At 73.8% G+C, this 17,414-nt stretch carries 17 protein-coding genes; 9 read left to right on the top strand and 8 right to left on the bottom strand.

Features of this window, described 5'->3' with window-relative positions:
• The first annotated feature begins 36 nt into the window (after window positions 1-36).
• A complete protein-coding gene (locus tag ACIRQF_RS12685) occupies window positions 37-942 on the top strand; it encodes a Gfo/Idh/MocA family protein (protein ID WP_389752804.1) in 906 nt (301 codons plus the stop codon).
• On the opposite strand, the gene lnt is transcribed toward ACIRQF_RS12685, so the two are convergent.
• From lnt to ACIRQF_RS12665, 4 genes are all read right to left on the bottom strand, one after another.
• Complete coding sequence (gene lnt, locus ACIRQF_RS12680) at window positions 866-2,437, bottom strand: apolipoprotein N-acyltransferase (RefSeq protein WP_404091541.1); 1,572 nt, start codon at window positions 2,435-2,437, stop codon at window positions 866-868. The genes ACIRQF_RS12685 and lnt overlap by 77 nt on opposite strands.
• 65 nt (window positions 2,438-2,502) lie before the next feature.
• The gene (locus ACIRQF_RS12675) at window positions 2,503-2,940 is read right to left on the bottom strand and encodes a nuclear transport factor 2 family protein (protein ID WP_404091538.1); all 438 of its coding nucleotides are present in this window, start codon (window positions 2,938-2,940) and stop codon (window positions 2,503-2,505) included.
• An 88-nt stretch (window positions 2,941-3,028) separates the two neighbouring features.
• A complete protein-coding gene (locus ACIRQF_RS12670) occupies window positions 3,029-3,904 on the bottom strand; it encodes an undecaprenyl-diphosphate phosphatase (protein ID WP_376631809.1) in 876 nt (291 codons plus the stop codon).
• A 112-nt stretch (window positions 3,905-4,016) separates the two neighbouring features.
• Window positions 4,017-4,478, bottom strand: coding sequence for a winged helix-turn-helix transcriptional regulator (locus ACIRQF_RS12665; protein ID WP_404091535.1), 462 nt, complete (start codon window positions 4,476-4,478; stop codon window positions 4,017-4,019).
• Window positions 4,479-4,590: 112 nt separating this feature from the next.
• On the opposite strand from ACIRQF_RS12665, the gene ACIRQF_RS12660 reads away from it, so the two are divergent.
• The gene (locus tag ACIRQF_RS12660) at window positions 4,591-5,760 is read left to right on the top strand and encodes a thiolase family protein (RefSeq protein ID WP_404091532.1); all 1,170 of its coding nucleotides are present in this window, start codon (window positions 4,591-4,593) and stop codon (window positions 5,758-5,760) included.
• 83 nt (window positions 5,761-5,843) lie between these two features.
• Here ACIRQF_RS12660 and ACIRQF_RS12655 read toward each other — a convergent pair whose 3' ends face one another.
• Window positions 5,844-6,563, bottom strand: coding sequence for a TVP38/TMEM64 family protein (locus ACIRQF_RS12655; RefSeq protein WP_376631804.1), 720 nt, complete (start codon window positions 6,561-6,563; stop codon window positions 5,844-5,846).
• Window positions 6,564-6,854: 291 nt separating this feature from the next.
• On the opposite strand from ACIRQF_RS12655, the gene ACIRQF_RS12650 reads away from it, so the two are divergent.
• From ACIRQF_RS12650 to ACIRQF_RS12635, 4 genes are all read left to right on the top strand, one after another.
• Window positions 6,855-7,565: a DNA alkylation repair protein gene (locus ACIRQF_RS12650; RefSeq protein WP_404091529.1), complete on the top strand. Its 711-nt coding sequence runs from the start codon at window positions 6,855-6,857 to the stop codon at window positions 7,563-7,565.
• Window positions 7,566-7,825: 260 nt separating this feature from the next.
• On the top strand, window positions 7,826-9,004 hold the full coding sequence (gene tuf / locus ACIRQF_RS12645) for an elongation factor Tu (protein ID WP_404091526.1): 1,179 nt from the start codon (window positions 7,826-7,828) through the stop codon (window positions 9,002-9,004).
• A 259-nt stretch (window positions 9,005-9,263) separates the two neighbouring features.
• Window positions 9,264-9,464 carry a hypothetical protein gene (locus tag ACIRQF_RS12640; protein WP_404091523.1) on the top strand — a complete coding sequence of 67 codons (201 nt, stop codon included), beginning with the start codon at window positions 9,264-9,266 and terminating at the stop codon, window positions 9,462-9,464.
• Between the two features lie 4 nt (window positions 9,465-9,468).
• Window positions 9,469-10,314 carry a spermidine synthase gene (locus ACIRQF_RS12635; RefSeq protein ID WP_376631798.1) on the top strand — a complete coding sequence of 282 codons (846 nt, stop codon included), beginning with the start codon at window positions 9,469-9,471 and terminating at the stop codon, window positions 10,312-10,314.
• Here ACIRQF_RS12635 and ACIRQF_RS12630 read toward each other — a convergent pair.
• Entirely contained in the window at window positions 10,276-11,709 is a 1,434-nt protein-coding gene (locus ACIRQF_RS12630) for an MFS transporter (protein WP_404091798.1), read from the bottom strand. The genes ACIRQF_RS12635 and ACIRQF_RS12630 overlap by 39 nt on opposite strands.
• Window positions 11,706-12,782: a hypothetical protein gene (locus tag ACIRQF_RS12625; protein ID WP_376631796.1), complete on the bottom strand. Its 1,077-nt coding sequence runs from the start codon at window positions 12,780-12,782 to the stop codon at window positions 11,706-11,708. The genes ACIRQF_RS12630 and ACIRQF_RS12625 overlap by 4 nt, the downstream gene beginning before the upstream one ends.
• A gap of 109 nt (window positions 12,783-12,891) precedes the next feature.
• Here ACIRQF_RS12625 and ACIRQF_RS12620 point away from each other — a divergent pair, with 109 nt between their 5' ends.
• The 3 genes from ACIRQF_RS12620 (at window position 12,892) to ACIRQF_RS12610 (ending at window position 16,744) form a co-directional block, all read left to right on the top strand.
• The gene (locus ACIRQF_RS12620; RefSeq protein ID WP_382482428.1) at window positions 12,892-13,329 is read left to right on the top strand and encodes a DUF4442 domain-containing protein; all 438 of its coding nucleotides are present in this window, start codon (window positions 12,892-12,894) and stop codon (window positions 13,327-13,329) included.
• A 143-nt stretch (window positions 13,330-13,472) separates the two neighbouring features.
• The gene (locus tag ACIRQF_RS12615; RefSeq protein ID WP_404091518.1) at window positions 13,473-16,007 is read left to right on the top strand and encodes a glycoside hydrolase family 3 C-terminal domain-containing protein; all 2,535 of its coding nucleotides are present in this window, start codon (window positions 13,473-13,475) and stop codon (window positions 16,005-16,007) included.
• Window positions 16,008-16,072: 65 nt separating this feature from the next.
• Window positions 16,073-16,744 carry a DedA family protein gene (locus tag ACIRQF_RS12610; protein ID WP_403522410.1) on the top strand — a complete coding sequence of 224 codons (672 nt, stop codon included), beginning with the start codon at window positions 16,073-16,075 and terminating at the stop codon, window positions 16,742-16,744.
• Window positions 16,745-16,822: 78 nt separating this feature from the next.
• Here the strand turns inward: ACIRQF_RS12610 and ACIRQF_RS12605 are convergent, their stop codons facing one another.
• Window positions 16,823-17,362: a gamma carbonic anhydrase family protein gene (locus ACIRQF_RS12605; protein ID WP_376631790.1), complete on the bottom strand. Its 540-nt coding sequence runs from the start codon at window positions 17,360-17,362 to the stop codon at window positions 16,823-16,825.
• Window positions 17,363-17,414: the final 52 nt, after the last annotated feature.

Raw genomic sequence — 17,414 nt, 5'->3', positions numbered from 1 at the left:
CGCGAACGCCCGCACCACGAACCAGAAGGAGACCCCGTGAAGGTCGGCTGCATCGGACTCGGCGACATCGCGCGCAAGGCCTATCTGCCCGTCCTGTCCACCCTTCCCGGGGTCGAACTCCACCTCCACACCCGTACCCCCGCCACCCTCGACGAGGTCGGCGACAGCCACCACGTGCCCGCCGCCCGCCGGCACGGCGACCTCGACTCCCTGCTCTCCGCCGGGCTCGACGCCGCCTTCGTGCACGCCTCGACCTCGGCGCACGCCGGCATCGTCACCCGACTCCTCGAAGCCGGCGTCGCCACGTACGTCGACAAGCCGCTGGCCTATCACTACGCCGAGTCCGAAGCCCTCGTGGAACTCGCCGAGAAGCAGGCCGTGAGCCTCGCCGTCGGCTTCAACCGGCGGCTCGCGCCCGGCTACGCCCAGTGCCTCGACCACCCCCGCGAACTGATCCTCATGCAGAAGAACCGGATCGGACTGCCCGAGGACCCGCGCACCTTCGTCCTCGACGACTTCATCCACGTCGTCGACACCCTCCGCTTCCTGCTCCCCGGCGACGTCGACCACACCGACGTACGGGCCAGGGTCCGCGACGGGCTGCTGGAGCACGTCGTGCTGCAGCTGTCCGGAGACGGCTTCACCGCCATCGGCATGATGAACCGCCGCTGCGGCTCCACCGAGGAGATCCTGGAGGTCTCCGGCCAGGACTCCAAGCGTCAGGTGCTCAACATCGCCGAGATCATCGACCACAAGGGCCAGCCGAGCGTGCGCCGCCGCGGTGACTGGGTGCCCGTGGCCCGTCAGCGAGGCATCGAACAGGCCGTCCTGGCCTTCCTCGACGCCGTACGCGACGGGGAGCGGCTCAGTGCCCGGGACGCGCTGCTGACCCACGAGATGTGCGAGCACGTGGTCCGCGAGGCCCTCGCCCAGGCGTCCTGAGCCGTTCCCGGAACGCCGCGACGCACACGGCGGCGACCACCAGGAGCGCCCCGTACAGCGGCCACGCACCGACGCGGTCGTACGGCGTCCGGCCGGTCGCGAGCGGCAGCGAGTAGACGGCGGAGGCACTCGCGCCGGTGCCGAGCACCGGGCCGACCCGCCGCCCGTCCGGCCCGAACGCGGCGCTGATCCCGGTCAGTGTCGCGTGCACCGTCGGCCGCCCGGTCTCCGCTGCCCGCAGCGCGCCGAGCGAGGCGTGCTGGGCCGGCGCCCAGCTGTCCTGGAAGGTGGAGGTCGAGGACTGCGCGACCAGCACGTCCGCGCCGTCCCGGGCGAGCCACCGGCTCATGTCGGGGAACGCCGTCTCGAAGCAGATCAGCGGCCCGATCCGCAGGCCCGGCCCGGCGGGCCCGGCGGCGTCGGGAAGCGACAGCACCACCGGTCCGGCGCCGCGCCGGCGGTCCTCGCCGGCCGCTTTGCCGACCGAGGTGACCCAGCCCAGCACGGCCCGCGCGGGCACGTACTCGCCGAACGGCACGAGCCGCGTCTTGTCGTAGCGCTCCCCGGTCGGGCCCTCGGGGCCGACCAGGATCGCGCTCTTGAAGATTCCGGGACGGTCGGAGCGGCGCGCGTCCACGTTCACGAGCAGCGGCGCGTGGACGGCCCGGGCGAGCGCGGTGAGCCGGGCCGCGAGGTCCGGGCGGGCGCCCAGGTCCGCGCCGACGCTGCTCTCGCCCCACACCACCAGGTCGAGCCGTTGCCCGGCGAGCGCCCGGGTCAGCTCCTCGGCCCGGTCGAAGCGCCGTGCGACGCCGTCGGGGCCGTCGTACACGCCGGGCTGGACCACGGCGATCCGCACCGTGCCCGAGGCGGACGGCGGTGCGGCGCCCCACCAGGCGAGCCCCACGACCAGGGCGCACCCGGTCAGGCCGACGACGGCGGTCCGGCGCAGCGGGGGCAGCGCGAGCAGCAGGACGACGCCCGTGTTCACGGCGACCACGAGCAGGGACAACAGCCAGACGCCGCCGACCGAGGCCAGCCGCAGGGCGGCCGGCACCTGCCACTGGGCTGCCCCGAGCAGGCCCCACGGCCCGCCCAGGCCCTGCCAGGAGCGCACCAGCTCGACGAGCAGCCAGCCGGAGGGGATGACGACGAGAGCGGCGGCGGCCCGCCGCGCGGAGGGCGTGCCGCCCAGCATCGCGTGCACCAGGCGTCCCCACGGCAGCCACAGCAGGCCGAGGAGCACGGAGAGGAGGAGCAGGAAGACATGGAGGCTCGGCAGCAGCCAGTGGTGCACGGCCAGCATGAAGCCGGTGCCCCCGCACCAGCCGTCCAGACCGGCCCGGCGCGGGCCGGGCGCCGCGCGGATCAGCAGCAGCCAGGGGACGAGCGCGAGCCACGCCCACCACCACAGGCCGGGGGCGGGGAAGGCGAGCGCGGGCAGCGCGCCGAGGCCGACGGCGAGCGCGGAGCGGGCGAAGGACGAGTGGCGCATGCCCTGCCTCCTGGGGTCGCCTCCAGTGTGCGCGCGACCGGCCCCGGGGGCCGGACCGACGCGGCTCACACCCGGCGCCACTTCTCCTCGACCACGACCGAGCGCAGCCGCCAGCCGGCGTCCGTGCGGCGCAGGGCGAAGGTGTACCGCCCGCCGCACACGAAGTCCTCGCCGGACTCGAAGCGCATCGGGTTCACGTAGTCGGCGCCCACGGTCGCGGTGTCGCCCGGGTAACCGCCGAGGTCCTGGATGCGGACCCGGCGGTTGACGATGAGGTGCTGCCGCACCGGGAACAGCCGCATCGTCTCCGCGAGCCAGTCGGCGACCGCGCCGGCCGGCCCCTCGATCCCGCCGGACCCGCGGTAGTCGGCGCGGCCCTCCGGGGCGAACAGCTCCCGGTACGCGGCCCAGTCGGAGTCGTCCACGGCCACCGCGTACCCGGTGACCAGATCGTCGATGGCGAGCCGGTCCATCACGGTGGCGAGGTCCACACGCTGCGTCATCGGATCAGTGTCGGGCAGCACGGGCGCGGGGCCAAGGGGCGTGCGTACGCCTGTTCAGGAACGGGCCGCGGTGGTGGTGGAGGTGGGGTCAGCTGCCGGACTCGCCCGCGTGGGGGCTCAGGACGTCGGTGCCGACCAGGATGAAGAGCAGGATGCCCAGCACGATCCGGTAGATGACGAAGGGCATGAAGGACTTCGTGGTGATGAACTTCATGAACCAGGCGATCACCGCGTAGCCGACGCCGAAGGCGATGATCGTCGCGAAGATCGTCGGTCCCCAGGAGACGTGGCCGCCCTCGGTCGCGTCCTTGAGCTCGAACACGCCGGAGGCGAGCACGGCCGGGATGGCGAGGAGGAAGGAGTAGCGGGCGGCGGCCTCGCGGGTGTAGCCCATGAGCAGACCGCCGGAGATGGTGGCGCCGGACCGGGAGACGCCCGGGACCAGGGCCATCGCCTGGCAGACGCCGAAGATCAGGCCGTCCCGCACGCCGAGGTCCTTGAGCGACTTGCGCTCGCGGATGGCGCGGTGGCGGCCGCCGATCTCGTCACGGGCGGCCAGCCGGTCCGCGACGCCGAGGACGATGCCCATGACGATGAGGGTGGTCGCGGTCAGCCGCAGATCGCGGAACGGGCCCTCGATCTGGTCCTTGAACGTGACGCCGAGGACGCCGATCGGGATCGAGCCGACGATGACCAGCCAGCCCATCTGCGCGTCGTGGTCCTGGCGCATCTCCTTGTCGAAGAGCGACCGGAACCACGCCGAGACGATCCGTGCGATGTCCTTGCGGAAGTAGATGAGGACGGCGGCCTCGGTACCGATCTGCGTGATGGCCGTGAACGCCGCTCCCGGGTCCTCCCAGCCGGCGAACGCGGCGGTGAGCCGCAGATGCGCGCTGGAGGAGATGGGAAGGAACTCCGTAAGCCCCTGGACGAGTCCGAGGATGAATGATTCGAACCAACTCATGGGGCCAGGGCCGTCCCGAATGTACGTGTGCGGTCATAAGGTCGGTGCGCAGCGTACCGTCCCGACGTTACAAGATCGTCCGCAGGGTTCCGGGGCGGGTTCCGCGGGAGGGTCAGCTCTCCACGGGGCCGGTGGTGGTCCAGCCGGGCGCGTGCACGTGGTACTTCAGGTTCGTGCGGTCGGCCGTCTCGCCGCAGCTCGCGCAGACCACCCGCGGGGTCAGGGTCTCTCCGCAGCTGTGCTCGAGGACCACCGGCCGGGCGTCCGCGTTGAGGTGGCGGTCGCCCCACGCCATCAGGGTCACCAGGACCGGGGCCAGCTCCTCGCCGGCCGGGGTGGTCCGGTACTCGTATCGCTTGGGCCGCTCGCTGTAGGCGACCTTCTCCAGGATCCCGGCCTCGACGAGCCGCTTGAGGCGGGCGGTGAGGATGTCGCGCGGGGCCCCGGTGTTGCGGGCGATCCGGTCGAAGCGGCGCACGCCGAGGGAGATCTCGCGCAGCACGAGCAGCGAGTACTTCTCGCCGACGAGCGCGAGGGTGTCGGCGATCGAGCAGGGGCGGGGCGCGGCCTTCATGGGCCAAGACTAAGGCACGCGCACCGGAGAGGGTTTGAGAATCCAACCCACTGGGATATGTTACCGACAAGTGTTGGTCCAGTTTTCCAACTCTCCAGGTCGGAGCATTGTCATGCGTGACGCCGTCATCGTCGAAGCAGTCCGTACACCGATCGGGAAGGGCAAGCCGGGTGGCTCGCTCTCCGACGTGCATCCCGTCGCCCTCCTCTCGCACACCCTGCGCGCCCTCGTCGACCGCTCCGGCATCGACCCGGCCCTCGTGGACGACGTCATCGGCGGCACCGTGGACCAGGTCGGCGAGCAGGCCATGAACACCACCCGTTACGCCTGGCTCGGCGCGGGCCTGCCCGAGACCGTGCCCGCCACCACCGTCGACCGGCAGTGCGGCTCCTCCCAGCAGGCCGTCCACTTCGCCGCCCAGGGCGTCCTGTCCGGTGCGTACGACATCGCCGTGGCCTGCGGCGTCGAGTCCATGAGCCGCGTCCCCATGTGGTCCAACGTGCCGCCCGGCGCCGACCCCTTCGGCCCCGGCGTGGCCGCCCGCTACCCCGAGGGCCTGGTACCGCAGGGCATCAGCGCCGAGCTCATCGCCGCCAAGTGGTCCATCGGCCGCGAGGCCATGGACGAGTTCTCCGCCGCCTCGCACGCCAAGGCCGCCCGCAGCTGGGCGGACGGTCTCTTCGACGACGAGGTCGTGCCCTACGGGGACGTGCGCCGCGACGAGTCCGTACGGCCCGCGACCACGCCCGGGATCCTCGCCGGCCTGCGACCCGCCTTCGAGGACCCCGGCTTCGCCGAACGCTTCCCCCAGATCGACTGGTCGGTCACCGCCGGGAACAGCAGCCCGATCAACGACGGAGCCTCGGCGGTCCTCGTCATGGCCGCGGAGACCGCCCGCGCCCTCGGACTGCGCCCGCTCGCCCGGCTGCACTCCTTCGCCGTCACCGGCTCCGACCCGCTGCTCATGCTCAGCGGCGTCATCCCCGCCACCGAGAAGGTGCTGCGCCGCGCCGGTCTGTCCCTCGCCGACATCGACCTCTTCGAGATCAACGAGGCTTTCGCGAGCGTCGTCCTCGCCTGGCAGCAGGAGACCGGCGCCGACCCGGCGAGGGTCAACGTCCACGGCGGTGCCATCGCCCTCGGCCACCCGCTCGGCGCGAGCGGCACCCGCCTCACGACGACCCTGCTGCACGCGCTGCGGGCCCGCGGCGGCCGGTACGGGCTGCAGGCGATGTGCGAGGCCGGGGGACTGGCGAACGCGATGATCGTCGAGGCGCTGTGAGAAGGCCGGCGGGCGGCCCGTGCGCGCGGTGAGGGCGACTGCTCGCGGCGGTCCCGCCAGGGCGGGTTCGCGCCGAGGCAGCCCTACCGCCCGGCGGCCGCCGGCTCCACGGCCTGCACCGTCCCCGCCGCCTCCCTCGCCCGGGACGCCTTCACGGCTCCGCGGAGGTGATGCCGTTTGCGCCAGCCCACCACCGCGGCGACCAGGGCCGACACGACGATGAAGCCCGTCGAGATCAGGAAGGCGGGGGAGGTCGGCGAAGTGGCCCGGCTGCCCGCGACCACGTAGGCCACCGTGTTCGGTACCGAGCCGAGGGCGGTCGCGAGAAGGAAGGGGAGGCACCGCATCCGGGACACGGCGGCCGCGTAGTTCGCCACCACGAACGGCATCCCCGGGAACAGTCGGATCGCCAGCATCGAACGGAATCCGTGCCGGCTCAGCTGCCCGTCCGCCGCCTCCAGCCAGCGGCCCCGGACGTACGGGCGCAGCGCCTCCTGGCCGAGTGCCCTGCCCAGCGCGAAGGACAGGCCCGCGCCCAGGACCGTCCCGCCGAGGGCCGCGGCGAAGCCCGCCTGGGTGCCGAAGAGCGCTCCCGCCGCCAGGTTGAGGATCGGCCGCGGCACCAGCGCCGCCGTGCACACCCCGTACGCGAGCCCGAAGACCAGCACGGCGCCCGCACCGCTCAACTGGGGCGGCCACCCGGCCGACAGCAGCCGCTGCGGCTCGAAGAGCAGCACCGACACGCCCGCGGAGAGCAGGATCACGGCGAGATACGTCAGCCGGGCCTTGGGCGAGAGGAGCATTCGGGGAGATTAACCGACAACCGCGGGTGATCGCCGTAACGTGCGCCATGCCCAAGGCCGGGAACCACTCGCGCCCGCCGTGAGTTCGGGACTGCGCCCCGCGCCCACTGCGAGTCCGGGAGTGCGCTCGCGCCCGCCGTGAGTTCGGGGCTGCGCCCCGCGCCCACCGCGGAGGCCGGAGTGCCCTCGCGCCCGCCGAGAGTCGGAGAATGCGCCCCGCGCAACTGCGGGCAGGGAATCCGCCGACGCCGACCGCGCGGCCCGCGGTCGCCCCGCGCCTACAGTGGGGCCGTGAAACCCTCCGCGCCCCCCGCCGTCCCCGAGAGCGCCCTCGCGGACACCGTGCTCGCCCGGCTCACGGACGTGTACCCGGCCGCCGGCGACCCCTTCCGGGCTCAGGAGATGATCGCCTACATGAAGGGCGTCGCCCCCTTCCTCGGGCTGCGCACCCCCGAGCGGCGCACCCTGTCCCGCACCGTCCTCGACGGCCTGCCCGCCCCCGACGAGACCGACTGCGCGGCCGTCGCCCTGCGCTGCTTCGCCCTGCCCGAGCGCGAGTACCACTACTTCGCCGTCGACTACCTGCGCCGCCATGTGAAGCGCTGCTCCCAGGACTTCCTGCCGGTCGCCCACACGCTGGTCACCACGGTCTCGTGGTGGGACACGGTCGACCACCTCGCCGCCCACGTCGTCGGCGCGCTCGTCGCCGCCGATCCGGTGCTCGTGGCCCGCATGGACGAGTGGATCGCCGACGAGGACCTGTGGGTCGCGCGCACCGCCCTGCTCCACCAACTCCGCTTCAAGTCCGCCACGGACGCCGACCGGCTCTTCGCGTACTGCCTGCTGCGCTCCGGGCACCCGGACTTCTTCATCCGCAAGGCGATCGGCTGGAGCCTGCGCGAGTACGGCAAGACCGCCCCCGACGAGGTACGCGCCTTCGTCGCGGAGCACGCCTCCCGGCTCTCCCCGCTCTCCGTGCGCGAGGCCCTCAAGAACCTCTGAGCGCCCCGAAATTCGGTCGACGGCGGCGGTCCGGGCGGCCATGATCGGGGGCATGTCCCGGTACGCCTTCCCCGCAGCGCCGTCCGCAGTCGCGGACGCGCCGGAGGCTGCCGTCCCGACGGCTCTCGCCGTTCTCGCGAGGCTCTGCGGCGACCGAAGCTGACCCTTCCCGGACCGTCCGGCGGACCCCACAGGGGGAGGGTCGGTCCGGCCCCGGGGTCCCCACACACGCTTCGAGCACCGAAACGAGCGATGCAGCCATGCCCAAGCAGGCGTACGCGCGCACCAAGCCGCACCTCAACATCGGCACCATGGGCCACGTCGACCACGGCAAGACCACCCTCACCGCCGCCATCACCAAGGTCCTGAGCGAGCGGGGCACCGGCGGCCCCACCACCTACGTGCCCTTCGACCGGATCGACAGGGCCCCGGAGGAGGCGCGGCGCGGCATCACGATCAACGCCGCCCACGTCGAGTACGAGACCGACACGCGGCACTACGTGCACGTCGACATGCCCGGCCACGCGGACTACATCAAGAACATGGTCACCGGCGCCGCCCAGCTCGACGGGGCGATCCTCGTCGTCTCCGCGCTCGACGGGATCATGCCGCAGACCGCCGAGCACGTGCTGCTGGCCCGCCAGGTCGGCGTCGACCACATCGTCGTCGCCCTCAACAAGGCGGACGGCGCCGACGACGAACTGGCCGACCTGGTCGAACTGGAGGTCAGGGAGCTGCTCACGGCGCACGGCTACGGCGGCGACGGCGTGCCCGTGGTCCGGGTCTCCGGGCTGCGCGCCCTGGCGGGCGACCCGCGCTGGACGGCGTCCGTGGAGGCGCTGCTCGACGCGGTGGACACGTACGTGCCGGTGCCCGAGCGCTACGTCGAGGCGCCGTTCCTGCTGCCGGTCGAGAGCGTGCTCACCATCACCGGCCGCGGCACCGTCGTCACCGGCGCCATCGAGCGCGGCACCGTCCGGGTCGGCGACCGGGTCGAGCTGCTCGGTCCGGACACCGAGACGGTCGTCACCGGCGTCGAGACCTTCGGCCGCCCGATGGAGTCGGCCCAGGCCGGCGACAACGTGGCCCTGCTGCTGCGCGGGGTGCCGCGCGGCGCGGTCCGCCGCGGGCACATCGTGGCGGCGCCCGGCACGGTCGTGCCACGCAGGCGCTTCACGGCGCGGGTGTACGTGCTGTCCGCCCGCGAGGGCGGTCGCAGTACCCCGGTCACGACCGGCTATCGGCCGCAGTTCTACCTCCGCACGGCGGACGTGGTCGGGGCCGTCGACCTCGGCGCGCCGGCCGTAGCCCGCCCCGGCGAGACGGTCACCATGACCGTCGAGCTCGGCCGCACTGTGCCGCTGGAGCCGGGCCTCGGCTTCGCGATCCGCGAGGGCGGCCGGACGGTCGGCGCGGGGACGGTGACGGAGGTCCTCTGACCGCCCACGGCTCCCGGGGCCGGGCCCGTCCCGGTGCGTCGCGGGCCCCACCGGGCGTCGTCAGGCCGCCCGGTGGGCGCTCGAATGCCGCCTTCGACCGGACGGCCGGCGTCCCGCTCGTCGACGCCGTCACCGCGAGCTGCGCGATTCCCGGCGTCTGGCCGGTCGTCGAGCTCGCCGGCCGCCGGCCGCCAACGCCCACCTCGCCGCCGGGTACGGTCGCGTCGTCGTCATCGCGCCCACCGGCACCGGCAACAGGGTGATCCTCTCCCCGGCCGCCCAGGGCGCCGCCCTCGCCGCCGCCGGCGCGCGGGTCGAGGTCATCACCCCCGACGCCGGGTCCAGGAAGGCCTTCGGGCGCAATCCGCTGGACCGCACCCGCCGCGTCCCGGCGGCCCGGGCCGGACGGGCACAGGCCGCGGCCCACGCGCGGGCGGTCGCCGCCCTGTGGGCACAATGAGGACGTGAACGAGCAGATTCCCGTCATCCGTGACGTCGACCGGGGCACCGCCCGGCTCATGCCCGACGTGGACACCGAGCGGGGCTGGCTGCTCACGGTCGACGGCGCGCCCCAGTCGTACGTCGACCTCGACGACCCGACGCACCTGGAGTTCGAGTACGTCCAGCGGCTCGCCCATGTCGTCGACCACGCCGCGGAGGAGGGCGCCCCGCTGGACGTCCTGCACCTCGGCGGCGGGGCGCTCACCCTGCCCCGCTACGTCGCCGCCACCCGGCCCGGCTCCCGGCAGCAGGTGGTCGAGGCCGACCGGGGGCTGCTCGCCCTGGTGGGCGAGCACCTGCCGCTGCCGGCGGACGCGGGGGTCGCGGTGCACGGAGCGGACGCCCGGGAGTGGCTGGAAGCGGCGCCGGACGCCTCCGCCGACCTGATCGTCGCCGATGTCTTCGGCGGCTCGCGGGTGCCGGCGCACATCACGTCCGTCGAGTACGCCCGGGAGGCCCGCAGGGTCCTGCGCCCGGGCGGCACCTACGCGGCGAACCTCGCGGACGGGGCGCCCTTCGCGTTCCTCGGCTCCCAACTCGCCACCTTCGCGACGGTCTTCCCCGAACTCGCGCTGATCGCCGAGCCGGCGGTGCTGCGCGGACGCCGCTTCGGCAACGCGGTCCTGGTCGCCTCCGACCGGGAGATCGACACCGCGGGCCTCGCCCGCCGCGCGGCCGGGGACGCCTTCCCGGCCCGCGTGGAGTGGGGCACGGCCCTGGCCCGGCTCACCGGCTCCGCACGGCCGGTGCGGGACACGGAGGCCGTGCCGTCACCCGTGCCCCCGGACGGTGCCTTCGGCATCGGCTGAGCCGGCACCCTCCACCGCCTCGGGCTGCGGCGAACCGGCCGGCGAGGCTCCGCCGACGGACAGCGCTCCGGGCGAGGCCGCCCCTCCGGCGTGCATCGCCGCGACCGTCGGCGCTCCGACCGTCGGCGCCCCGGCGGCCGCCGTCACGCCGGCCGCATCCGGTTCGGAACCCGTCACCTGCTTCGTACGCCGGGTCAGGTTGCGTACGTCCGGCACCAGCAGCACCAGCGCCGTCACGAGCACGATGACCGTCGCCGAGCCCCACAGCGCGTTGCTCCGGCCGAAGACGCTCTCCGCCGGGCCCGCGAGGGCCGTGGACAGCGGCAGCATGGCCGTCGAGCCGAACCAGTCGTAGGCCGAGACCCGCGACAGCTTCTCCTCCGGGATCTCCTGGTGCAGCGTCGTCATCCAGCACACGCCGAAGACCTCGATCGCCACACCGCTCACGAACATCGCCACGGAGAGGCCGACCACGTCGAGCGGAACGGCGAGGGCCGCCGAGGGCAGGGCGATGGGGAAGACGCCCAGGGTGCCCACGAGGAGCATCCGGCGCGGCTTCCAGCGGGCCATCAGGATCGCGCCGCCCAGCGTGCCCACGCCGAACGCGGCGAGCGCCAGGCCCCAGGGCCGGGCGCCGCCCAGTTCGTCGCGGGCGACCAGCGGTCCGTACACCGACTCCGCCGCGCCGACCAGCGCGACGACGACGGCGAACTGGGCCACGATCGCCCAGAGCCACGAGCGGCCGACGAACTCGTCCCAGCCCTCGCGCAGATCGGCGAGCAGCCCGCCGCCCGGCGCGCGCTCGGCGACGTGCCGGACGTCGAGGAAGGCGCGCAGGCCGCCCGCCGCGGCGAAGGCGGCCGCGTCGATGGCGAGCACCCAGCCCGGGCCGAAGGCCGCGATCAGGGCGCCGCCGAGCGCGGCCCCGCCGATGCCGGCGCCGTTCATCGCCATGCGGAAGACGGCGAAGGCGCGGCTGGCCTGTTCGCCGTCGACGCTGGACATCAGCATGCCCTCGGCGGCGGGGCTGAAGAAGGCCTGCCCGGTGCCGCACAGCGCGGTGAGCAGCATCATGTGCCACAGCCGTGCCTCGCCGGTGAGGACCAGGACGGCGAACACCGCCTGCGAGACGCAGTTGAGGGCGTTGGCGGCGACCATCACCCGGTGCCGGGGCACCCGGTCGGCGATGGCGCCCCCGATGAGCAGGAAGAGCACGAGCGGCAGGGTGCGGGCCATCGCCACCAGGCCGACGTCCCCGCCGTCCCCGCCGGACTGGATGACGGCGAACGCCGCCGCGATCAGGGCGCCGTGGGTGCCCAGGTTGGTGACGATCGCGGCGGCGGTCAGCAGCAGGTAGTTCCGACCGGCCCAGCCGGGTGTGCGGGCGCGGATCAGGACGACTCCGGGGCCTCGGGAGCAAGGCGCACGGTGGAGACGACCTGCTTGATGGTGGCGTCGGACAGTTCTTCCTTCACGCCCTTGGCGGCGTAGAGCACGAAGGACGAGAAGTCGCCCTTGGCGTTCTTGAAGGAGAAGGCGACGGACTTGCCGTCCGACTCGCACCTGTTGCGCTTCTTGATGTTCGGGGCGACGGCCGTGGCCATGCTCCCCTGGAGGCCGGACTTGGTGGTGTAGGGCACGGCCTTGGTGATCTTGATGGTGCCCTTGGGCATGTGCTGGGCGTAGCCCGCCCACACCCAGTTGCCGGCCTCGTTGTACGCCGCCTCGGCGGTGTCCTTGGCGCCCTGGCCGCCCTTGGTGCCGGCGGTGCTCAGGCCCCAGGTCTCCTCGGTGCCGTTCTTGTCGGTGTCGTACGCGCACCAGTTGCTCTTCAGGTGCGCGGGCGCGGACATCGTGACGACGGGGGAGCCGTCGCCCTTCTTCTCGTCCTCGAAGTACGTGACGACGCCCGGCTTCGACAGCTCCCAGTCCGGCGGCACGTCGAAGAGCGTGCCGTACTTGGGGTTGTAGACGACCTTCCAGCCGGGGATCGTCGGCTGGTGCGAGGCCGCGTCGCGCGGGTTGTCGAGCGGCGACGAGGAGGTGCTGGGCGCGGTCGGCGCCGACTGCGTCGGCTTCGGGTCGTCCGCCTGGTCGTTCTTGTCGTCGTCCTTGCCGAGCACCAGGTAGCCGGCGACACCGGCCGCCGCGAGCACGGCCACGGCGGCGACGATCGCCACCAGCGTCGTCTGCTTCTTCCTGCCCCCGTCACCGCCGCCCGGCTGCACGGGCCCCGGCACCGCGTACTGCGGCACCGTCGGCTGCTGGTACGGGTTCGGCTGTCCGTAGCCGGCCTGCGTCGGCTGCTGCTGGTACGGGTTCGGCTGTCCGTACCCCGGCTGCGTCGGCGGCTGCTGATACGGATTCGGCTGTCCGTAGCCGGGCTGCTGCCCCGGCTGCGCATACGGGTTCTGGTTCTGGTCCTGCGGGTTCTGCTCGCCCCCGGGCGGCTGCTGTCCTGGCCACATGGCCAGTAACGATAGAGGTGCGGCCCCGGCCCTGCCACGCCCGCCCCCGTGCGGGGATGGCGAAGACTGCTACTGGTGGGTAACATCTCGGCCCATGAGCGCAGACCAGATGAACGTCGGCGAGATGCTCGCCGCCACCGTGCCGATGGCCCGGACCCTCGGACTGAAGTTCCTGGAGACCACCGCCGAGCGTGCGGTCGTGGAGCTTCCGGACCAGGCCGACTACCACAACCACGTGGGCGGCCCGCACGCCGGCGCCATGTTCACCCTCGCCGAGTCCGCCAGCGGCGCCATCGTCCTGGCCGCCTTCGGCGACCAGCTGGGCCGCGCGGTGCCCCTCGCCGTCAAGGCCGAGATCGGCTACAAGAAGCTCGCGATGGGTGTCGTCACCGCCACCGCGACCCTGGGCCGCCCGGCCGCCGAGGTCGTGGCCGAACTCGACGCCGGCCAGCGCCCGGAGTTCCCGGTCAAGATCGACATCACCCGCGCGGACGGCGCCGTCACCGGCGAGATGACCGTCGTCTGGACCCTGCGCCCCAACTCCTGACGCGGATTCGGGGGCGGGTCGCGCGACGCCTTCGCGGCGCGGGCACGGCTCTCGGCACGGCGACGCGGAAACGGACGAACCGTCACGCATAGTGCGATCAGCGCATGATCGCTGGAATCGTGCCGGTTCGAAGGAGCGCCGCCGTGCCCCACGTCCCCACCCCGGACCACGACGAGCCCACCACCGCTCCCGCGCCGCGCCGGGTCTCCCGGCGCCGGCTGCTGCTCGCCCTCGCCGGCGCGGCCGCCCTCACCGCCGTCCCCCTGGGCGTCACCCCGGCCGGCGCCGCACCCACCCGGGCCGCCGAGCGGGCCGCCCGACGCACCGCCACCCGGGCCGCCGAGCGGGTCGCCGCCCTGCTCGCCCAGCTCACCCTCGACGAGAAGACCGCACTGCTGCACGGCGCCACCGACCCCGACGCACTCGGGCAGGCCGGCTACGTGCCCGGCGTCCCCCGCCTCGGCATCCCCGCACTCCGCCTCGCCGACGGGCCCGCCGGGGTCCGCGTCCGCAAGGCCGCGACCGCGCTCCCCGCGCCCGTCATGCTCGCCGCCGCCTTCGACCCGGGACTCGCCCGCGCCTACGGCCGCGTCATCGGCCACGAGGGCCGCGCCCTCGGCCAGGACGTGCTGCTCTCGCCGATGGTCAACCTCATCCGCACCCCGTACGCGGGACGCAACTTCGAGACCTTCTCCGAGGACCCGCTGCTCTCCGCCGACCTCGTCGCCGAGGAGATCCGCGGCATCCAGGCCGAGGGCCTGATCGCCACCGTCAAACACCTCGCCCTCAACAACCAGGAACGCGACCGGATGTCCGTCGACGTCCGGGCGGGCGAACAGACCCTCCACGAGACCGAACTCCGCGGCTTCGAAGCCGCCGTCGCCGCCGGCGCGGGCGCCGTGATGGCCGCGTACAACAAGGTCGACGGCGTCCACGCCACCGAGAGCCGCACACTGCTCACCCATGTCCTCCGCGAGCGCTGGGGCTTCGACGGCTGGGTCATGAGCGACTGGGGCGCCGTCCACTCCACCACGCCCGCCCTCACCGCCGGCTGCGACATGGAGATGCCCGGCGGCGCCTACTACGGGGCGGCCCTGAGCCGCGCCGTGCGCGACGGACGGATCGACGAGGCCGCCGTCGACACCGCCGTCCGCCGCGTCCTCTCCGTACGCGAACGCTTCGGCCTCCTCGAGGACCCGAGCGACGTCGCGCCCCGCCCTGAGCGCGACCCCCGGGCCGGGGCCCGCCTCGCGTTCCGCGTCGCCACCGCCGGGGCCACCCTGCTCCGCAACGAGCGCGGCACGCTGCCGCTCACCGGGCGGGCGGTCCGCTCGATCGCCGTCGTCGGGCCCACGGGCTCCGTGCCCTTCGTCAGCGGCGGCGGCAGCGCCCATGTCGTCCCCGAAGCCGCCGTCAGCCCCCTCGACGCCCTGCGCGCCCGCGCGGGCGCCGGCGCCACCGTGACGTACGCCCTCGGCGAGGACGTCTACGGCAAGCCGCTGGCGCGCACCGAACCCGCCGACCGGCTGGACGACGTCCGTGTCGCCGCCGGCGCGAGCTTCTCCTACGAGGGCACCCTGACCACCACGGCCGACGACGACTGGAGCTTCTTCGTCCACTACAGCGGGCGGCGTCCCCGCGTGACCCTCGACGGCGACGAACTCTTCGCCGCCGGGTACGTCAACGGCGGGCTCGGCGGGCGGGCCGCGGACGGACTGCAGGTGCGCCGCGCCGACCGCCGCCTCACGGCCGGCACCCACCGCGTCACCGTCACCGCCCAGGGCGGCACCGCGGGGCAGCGGATCCGGCTGCGCGCCGCCGGCGGAGCCGATCGGGCCACCGACCTCGCCGAGGCGGTCACCGCCGCCCGCGCCGCGGACAGCGTCGTGCTCTTCGCCTACGAGGACGCCACCGAGGGCCGCGACCGCACCCACCTCGCCCTGCCCGGCCGGCAGGACGCCCTCATCCGGGCCGTGACCGCCGCCAACCCCCGCACCACCGTGGTCCTCAACACCTCGTCGGCCGTCACCATGCCGTGGCTGGACCACACCGGAGCAGTGCTCCAGATGTACTACCCGGGCCAGGAGGGCGGCCCCGCCACCGCGGCCGTCCTCTTCGGCGACGTCGATCCCGGCGGCCGGCTCACCCAGACCTTCCCGCGCTCCGAGACCGCCCACCCCACCGCCGGCGACCCCTTCCGCTATCCCGGGCAGGGCGGCGTCGAGGAGTACGGCGAGGGCGTCCACGTCGGGCACCGCTGGTACGACGCCGAGGACGTCACTCCGCTCTTCCCCTTCGGCCACGGCCTGTCGTACACGCGCTTCGCCTACGAGCGCCTGACCGTCGTGCCCGACGCCGACGGGCTGCAGGTCACCTTCACCGTCACCAACACCGGGACCCGCGCGGGCGTCGAGGTGGCCCAGGTCTACGCGGGGCCCTCGCCGGACCTCGCCGCCCGCGGGATCGACCAGCCGCTCCGCCTTCTCGCCGGCTACCGTCGCCTCCCGCTCGCCCCCGGCGAGCGCCGCCGGATCACCGTCCCGGTGGCCGCGCGGGTCCTGTCCTCCTGGGACGTGGCCCGGCACGACTGGGTGCTCGGCACCGGCGCGCGCGAGGTCTGGGTCGGGGCCTCCTCCCGCGACCTCCGGCTGCGGGCCCGGACCTGGGTGGCCGCTTAGCGGCGGCTTACCGACTTCGCGGTACCCTGCCCGCATTCGATCGCCGACCCGGGAGAGGAACCCGCGTGCACGTCCAGGAATGGCTGGAGACGATCCCCGCGGTCGCCGTCTACGCACTGGTCGGGGTGGTGATCGGGGTCGAGAGCCTGGGCATCCCGCTGCCCGGCGAGATCGTCCTCGTGAGCTCGGCGCTGCTCGCCTCCCAGCACGGCGACATCGACCCGTACGTCCTCGGCGCCTGCGCCAGCGTCGGGGCGATCGTCGGCGACTCGATCGGCTACGCGATCGGCCGCAAGGGCGGGCGGCCGCTGCTCACCAAGCTGGGCAAGAGGTTCCCGAAACACTTCAGCGAGGCCAACATCGGCCTCGCCGAGCGTTCCTTCGAGAAGTGGGGCATGTGGGCGGTCTTCTTCGGCCGCTTCGTCGCCCTGCTGCGGATCTTCGCCGGTCCGCTCGCGGGCGTGCTGCGCATGCCGTACTGGAAGTTCCTGATCGCCAACGTCTTCGGCGGCATCCTCTGGGCCGGCGGCACCACGGCCGTCATCTACTCGGTGGGCGTCGTCGCCGAGGCCTGGCTCAAGCGCTTCTCGTGGCTGGGCCTGGTGCTCGCGGTGCTCATCGGACTCACCTCGATGCTGGTCCTGAAGAGCCGCGCCAAGAAGGCCGTGGCGGCGCAGGAGGCACGGGCCGAGGCGCGGACCGCGGCCCCGGCGACCGCCGAGGCCGCGGTCGACTAGGCCGGGTCCCGGCCGACCAGGCCGGGCCCTGCGGATCATCCCGGGTCCGACCCGACCTCCGCGGCCCCGCCCCGGGGATCAGTCCTCGAAGGCCTCGGCGTGGCCCTTGGCGAGGAGCAGGTACATCTCGGCATTGAGCCGGATGCCCGCCTGCTCCTCCTCGGTCAGCGGCCGGCGCACCTTCGCGGGCACGCCCGCGACCAGCGAGCCCGGCGGCACCTCCATCCCCTGCGGGACCAGCGCCTGCGCGGCCACCAGGGAACCGGCGCCGATCCGGGCACCGTTGAGGACCGTGGCGCCCATGCCGACGAGGACGTCGTCCTCGATCGTGCAGCCGTGGACGGTCGCGTTGTGACCGATCGTGACGCGCGCGCCGATCGACACCGGGAAGCCCGGGTCCACGTGGACCGTGCAGTTGTCCTGGACGTTGGCGTCCTCGCCGATCTCGATCGGACCGCAGTCCGCCCGCAGCACCGCGTGATACCAGACGCTGGCGCGCGGCCCGAGGGTGACCTCGCCGAGCACGACCGAGGTGGGCGCCGTGAAGGCGGTCGGGTCGACCTTCGGCTCCTTGCCGCCGACACCCTTGATCAATGCCCCCGGCACTGCTTCTGCCATCGTTCCGCTCCTTCGCTCCGTCACGCCTCGGGCGGAAGACTAGTCCGGGCCC

The sequence above is a fragment of the Streptomyces sp. NPDC101191 genome (genome assembly GCF_044767915.1).
GTDB lineage: Bacteria > Actinomycetota > Actinomycetes > Streptomycetales > Streptomycetaceae > Streptomyces.
The sequence above is the reverse complement of the archived record's forward strand: the minus strand, read 5'-3'. Positions and strand labels throughout refer to the sequence as shown.

What these genes read in the sequence shown, in the direction of transcription:
- lnt (WP_404091541.1), bottom strand. Translation starts at nt 2,437, where the DNA reads ATGCGCCACTCGTCCTTCGCCCGCTCCGCGCTCGCCGTCGGCCTCGGC.
- ACIRQF_RS12675 (WP_404091538.1), bottom strand. Translation starts at nt 2,940, where the DNA reads ATGACGCAGCGTGTGGACCTCGCCACCGTGATGGACCGGCTCGCCATC.
- ACIRQF_RS12670 (WP_376631809.1), bottom strand. Translation starts at nt 3,904, where the DNA reads ATGAGTTGGTTCGAATCATTCATCCTCGGACTCGTCCAGGGGCTTACG.
- ACIRQF_RS12665 (WP_404091535.1), bottom strand. Translation starts at nt 4,478, where the DNA reads ATGAAGGCCGCGCCCCGCCCCTGCTCGATCGCCGACACCCTCGCGCTC.
- ACIRQF_RS12660 (WP_404091532.1), top strand. Translation starts at nt 4,591, where the DNA reads ATGCGTGACGCCGTCATCGTCGAAGCAGTCCGTACACCGATCGGGAAG.
- ACIRQF_RS12655 (WP_376631804.1), bottom strand. Translation starts at nt 6,563, where the DNA reads ATGCTCCTCTCGCCCAAGGCCCGGCTGACGTATCTCGCCGTGATCCTG.
- tuf (WP_404091526.1), top strand. Translation starts at nt 7,826, where the DNA reads ATGCCCAAGCAGGCGTACGCGCGCACCAAGCCGCACCTCAACATCGGC.
- ACIRQF_RS12625 (WP_376631796.1), bottom strand. Translation starts at nt 12,782, where the DNA reads ATGTGGCCAGGACAGCAGCCGCCCGGGGGCGAGCAGAACCCGCAGGAC.
- ACIRQF_RS12620 (WP_382482428.1), top strand. Translation starts at nt 12,892, where the DNA reads ATGAACGTCGGCGAGATGCTCGCCGCCACCGTGCCGATGGCCCGGACC.
- ACIRQF_RS12605 (WP_376631790.1), bottom strand. Translation starts at nt 17,362, where the DNA reads ATGGCAGAAGCAGTGCCGGGGGCATTGATCAAGGGTGTCGGCGGCAAG.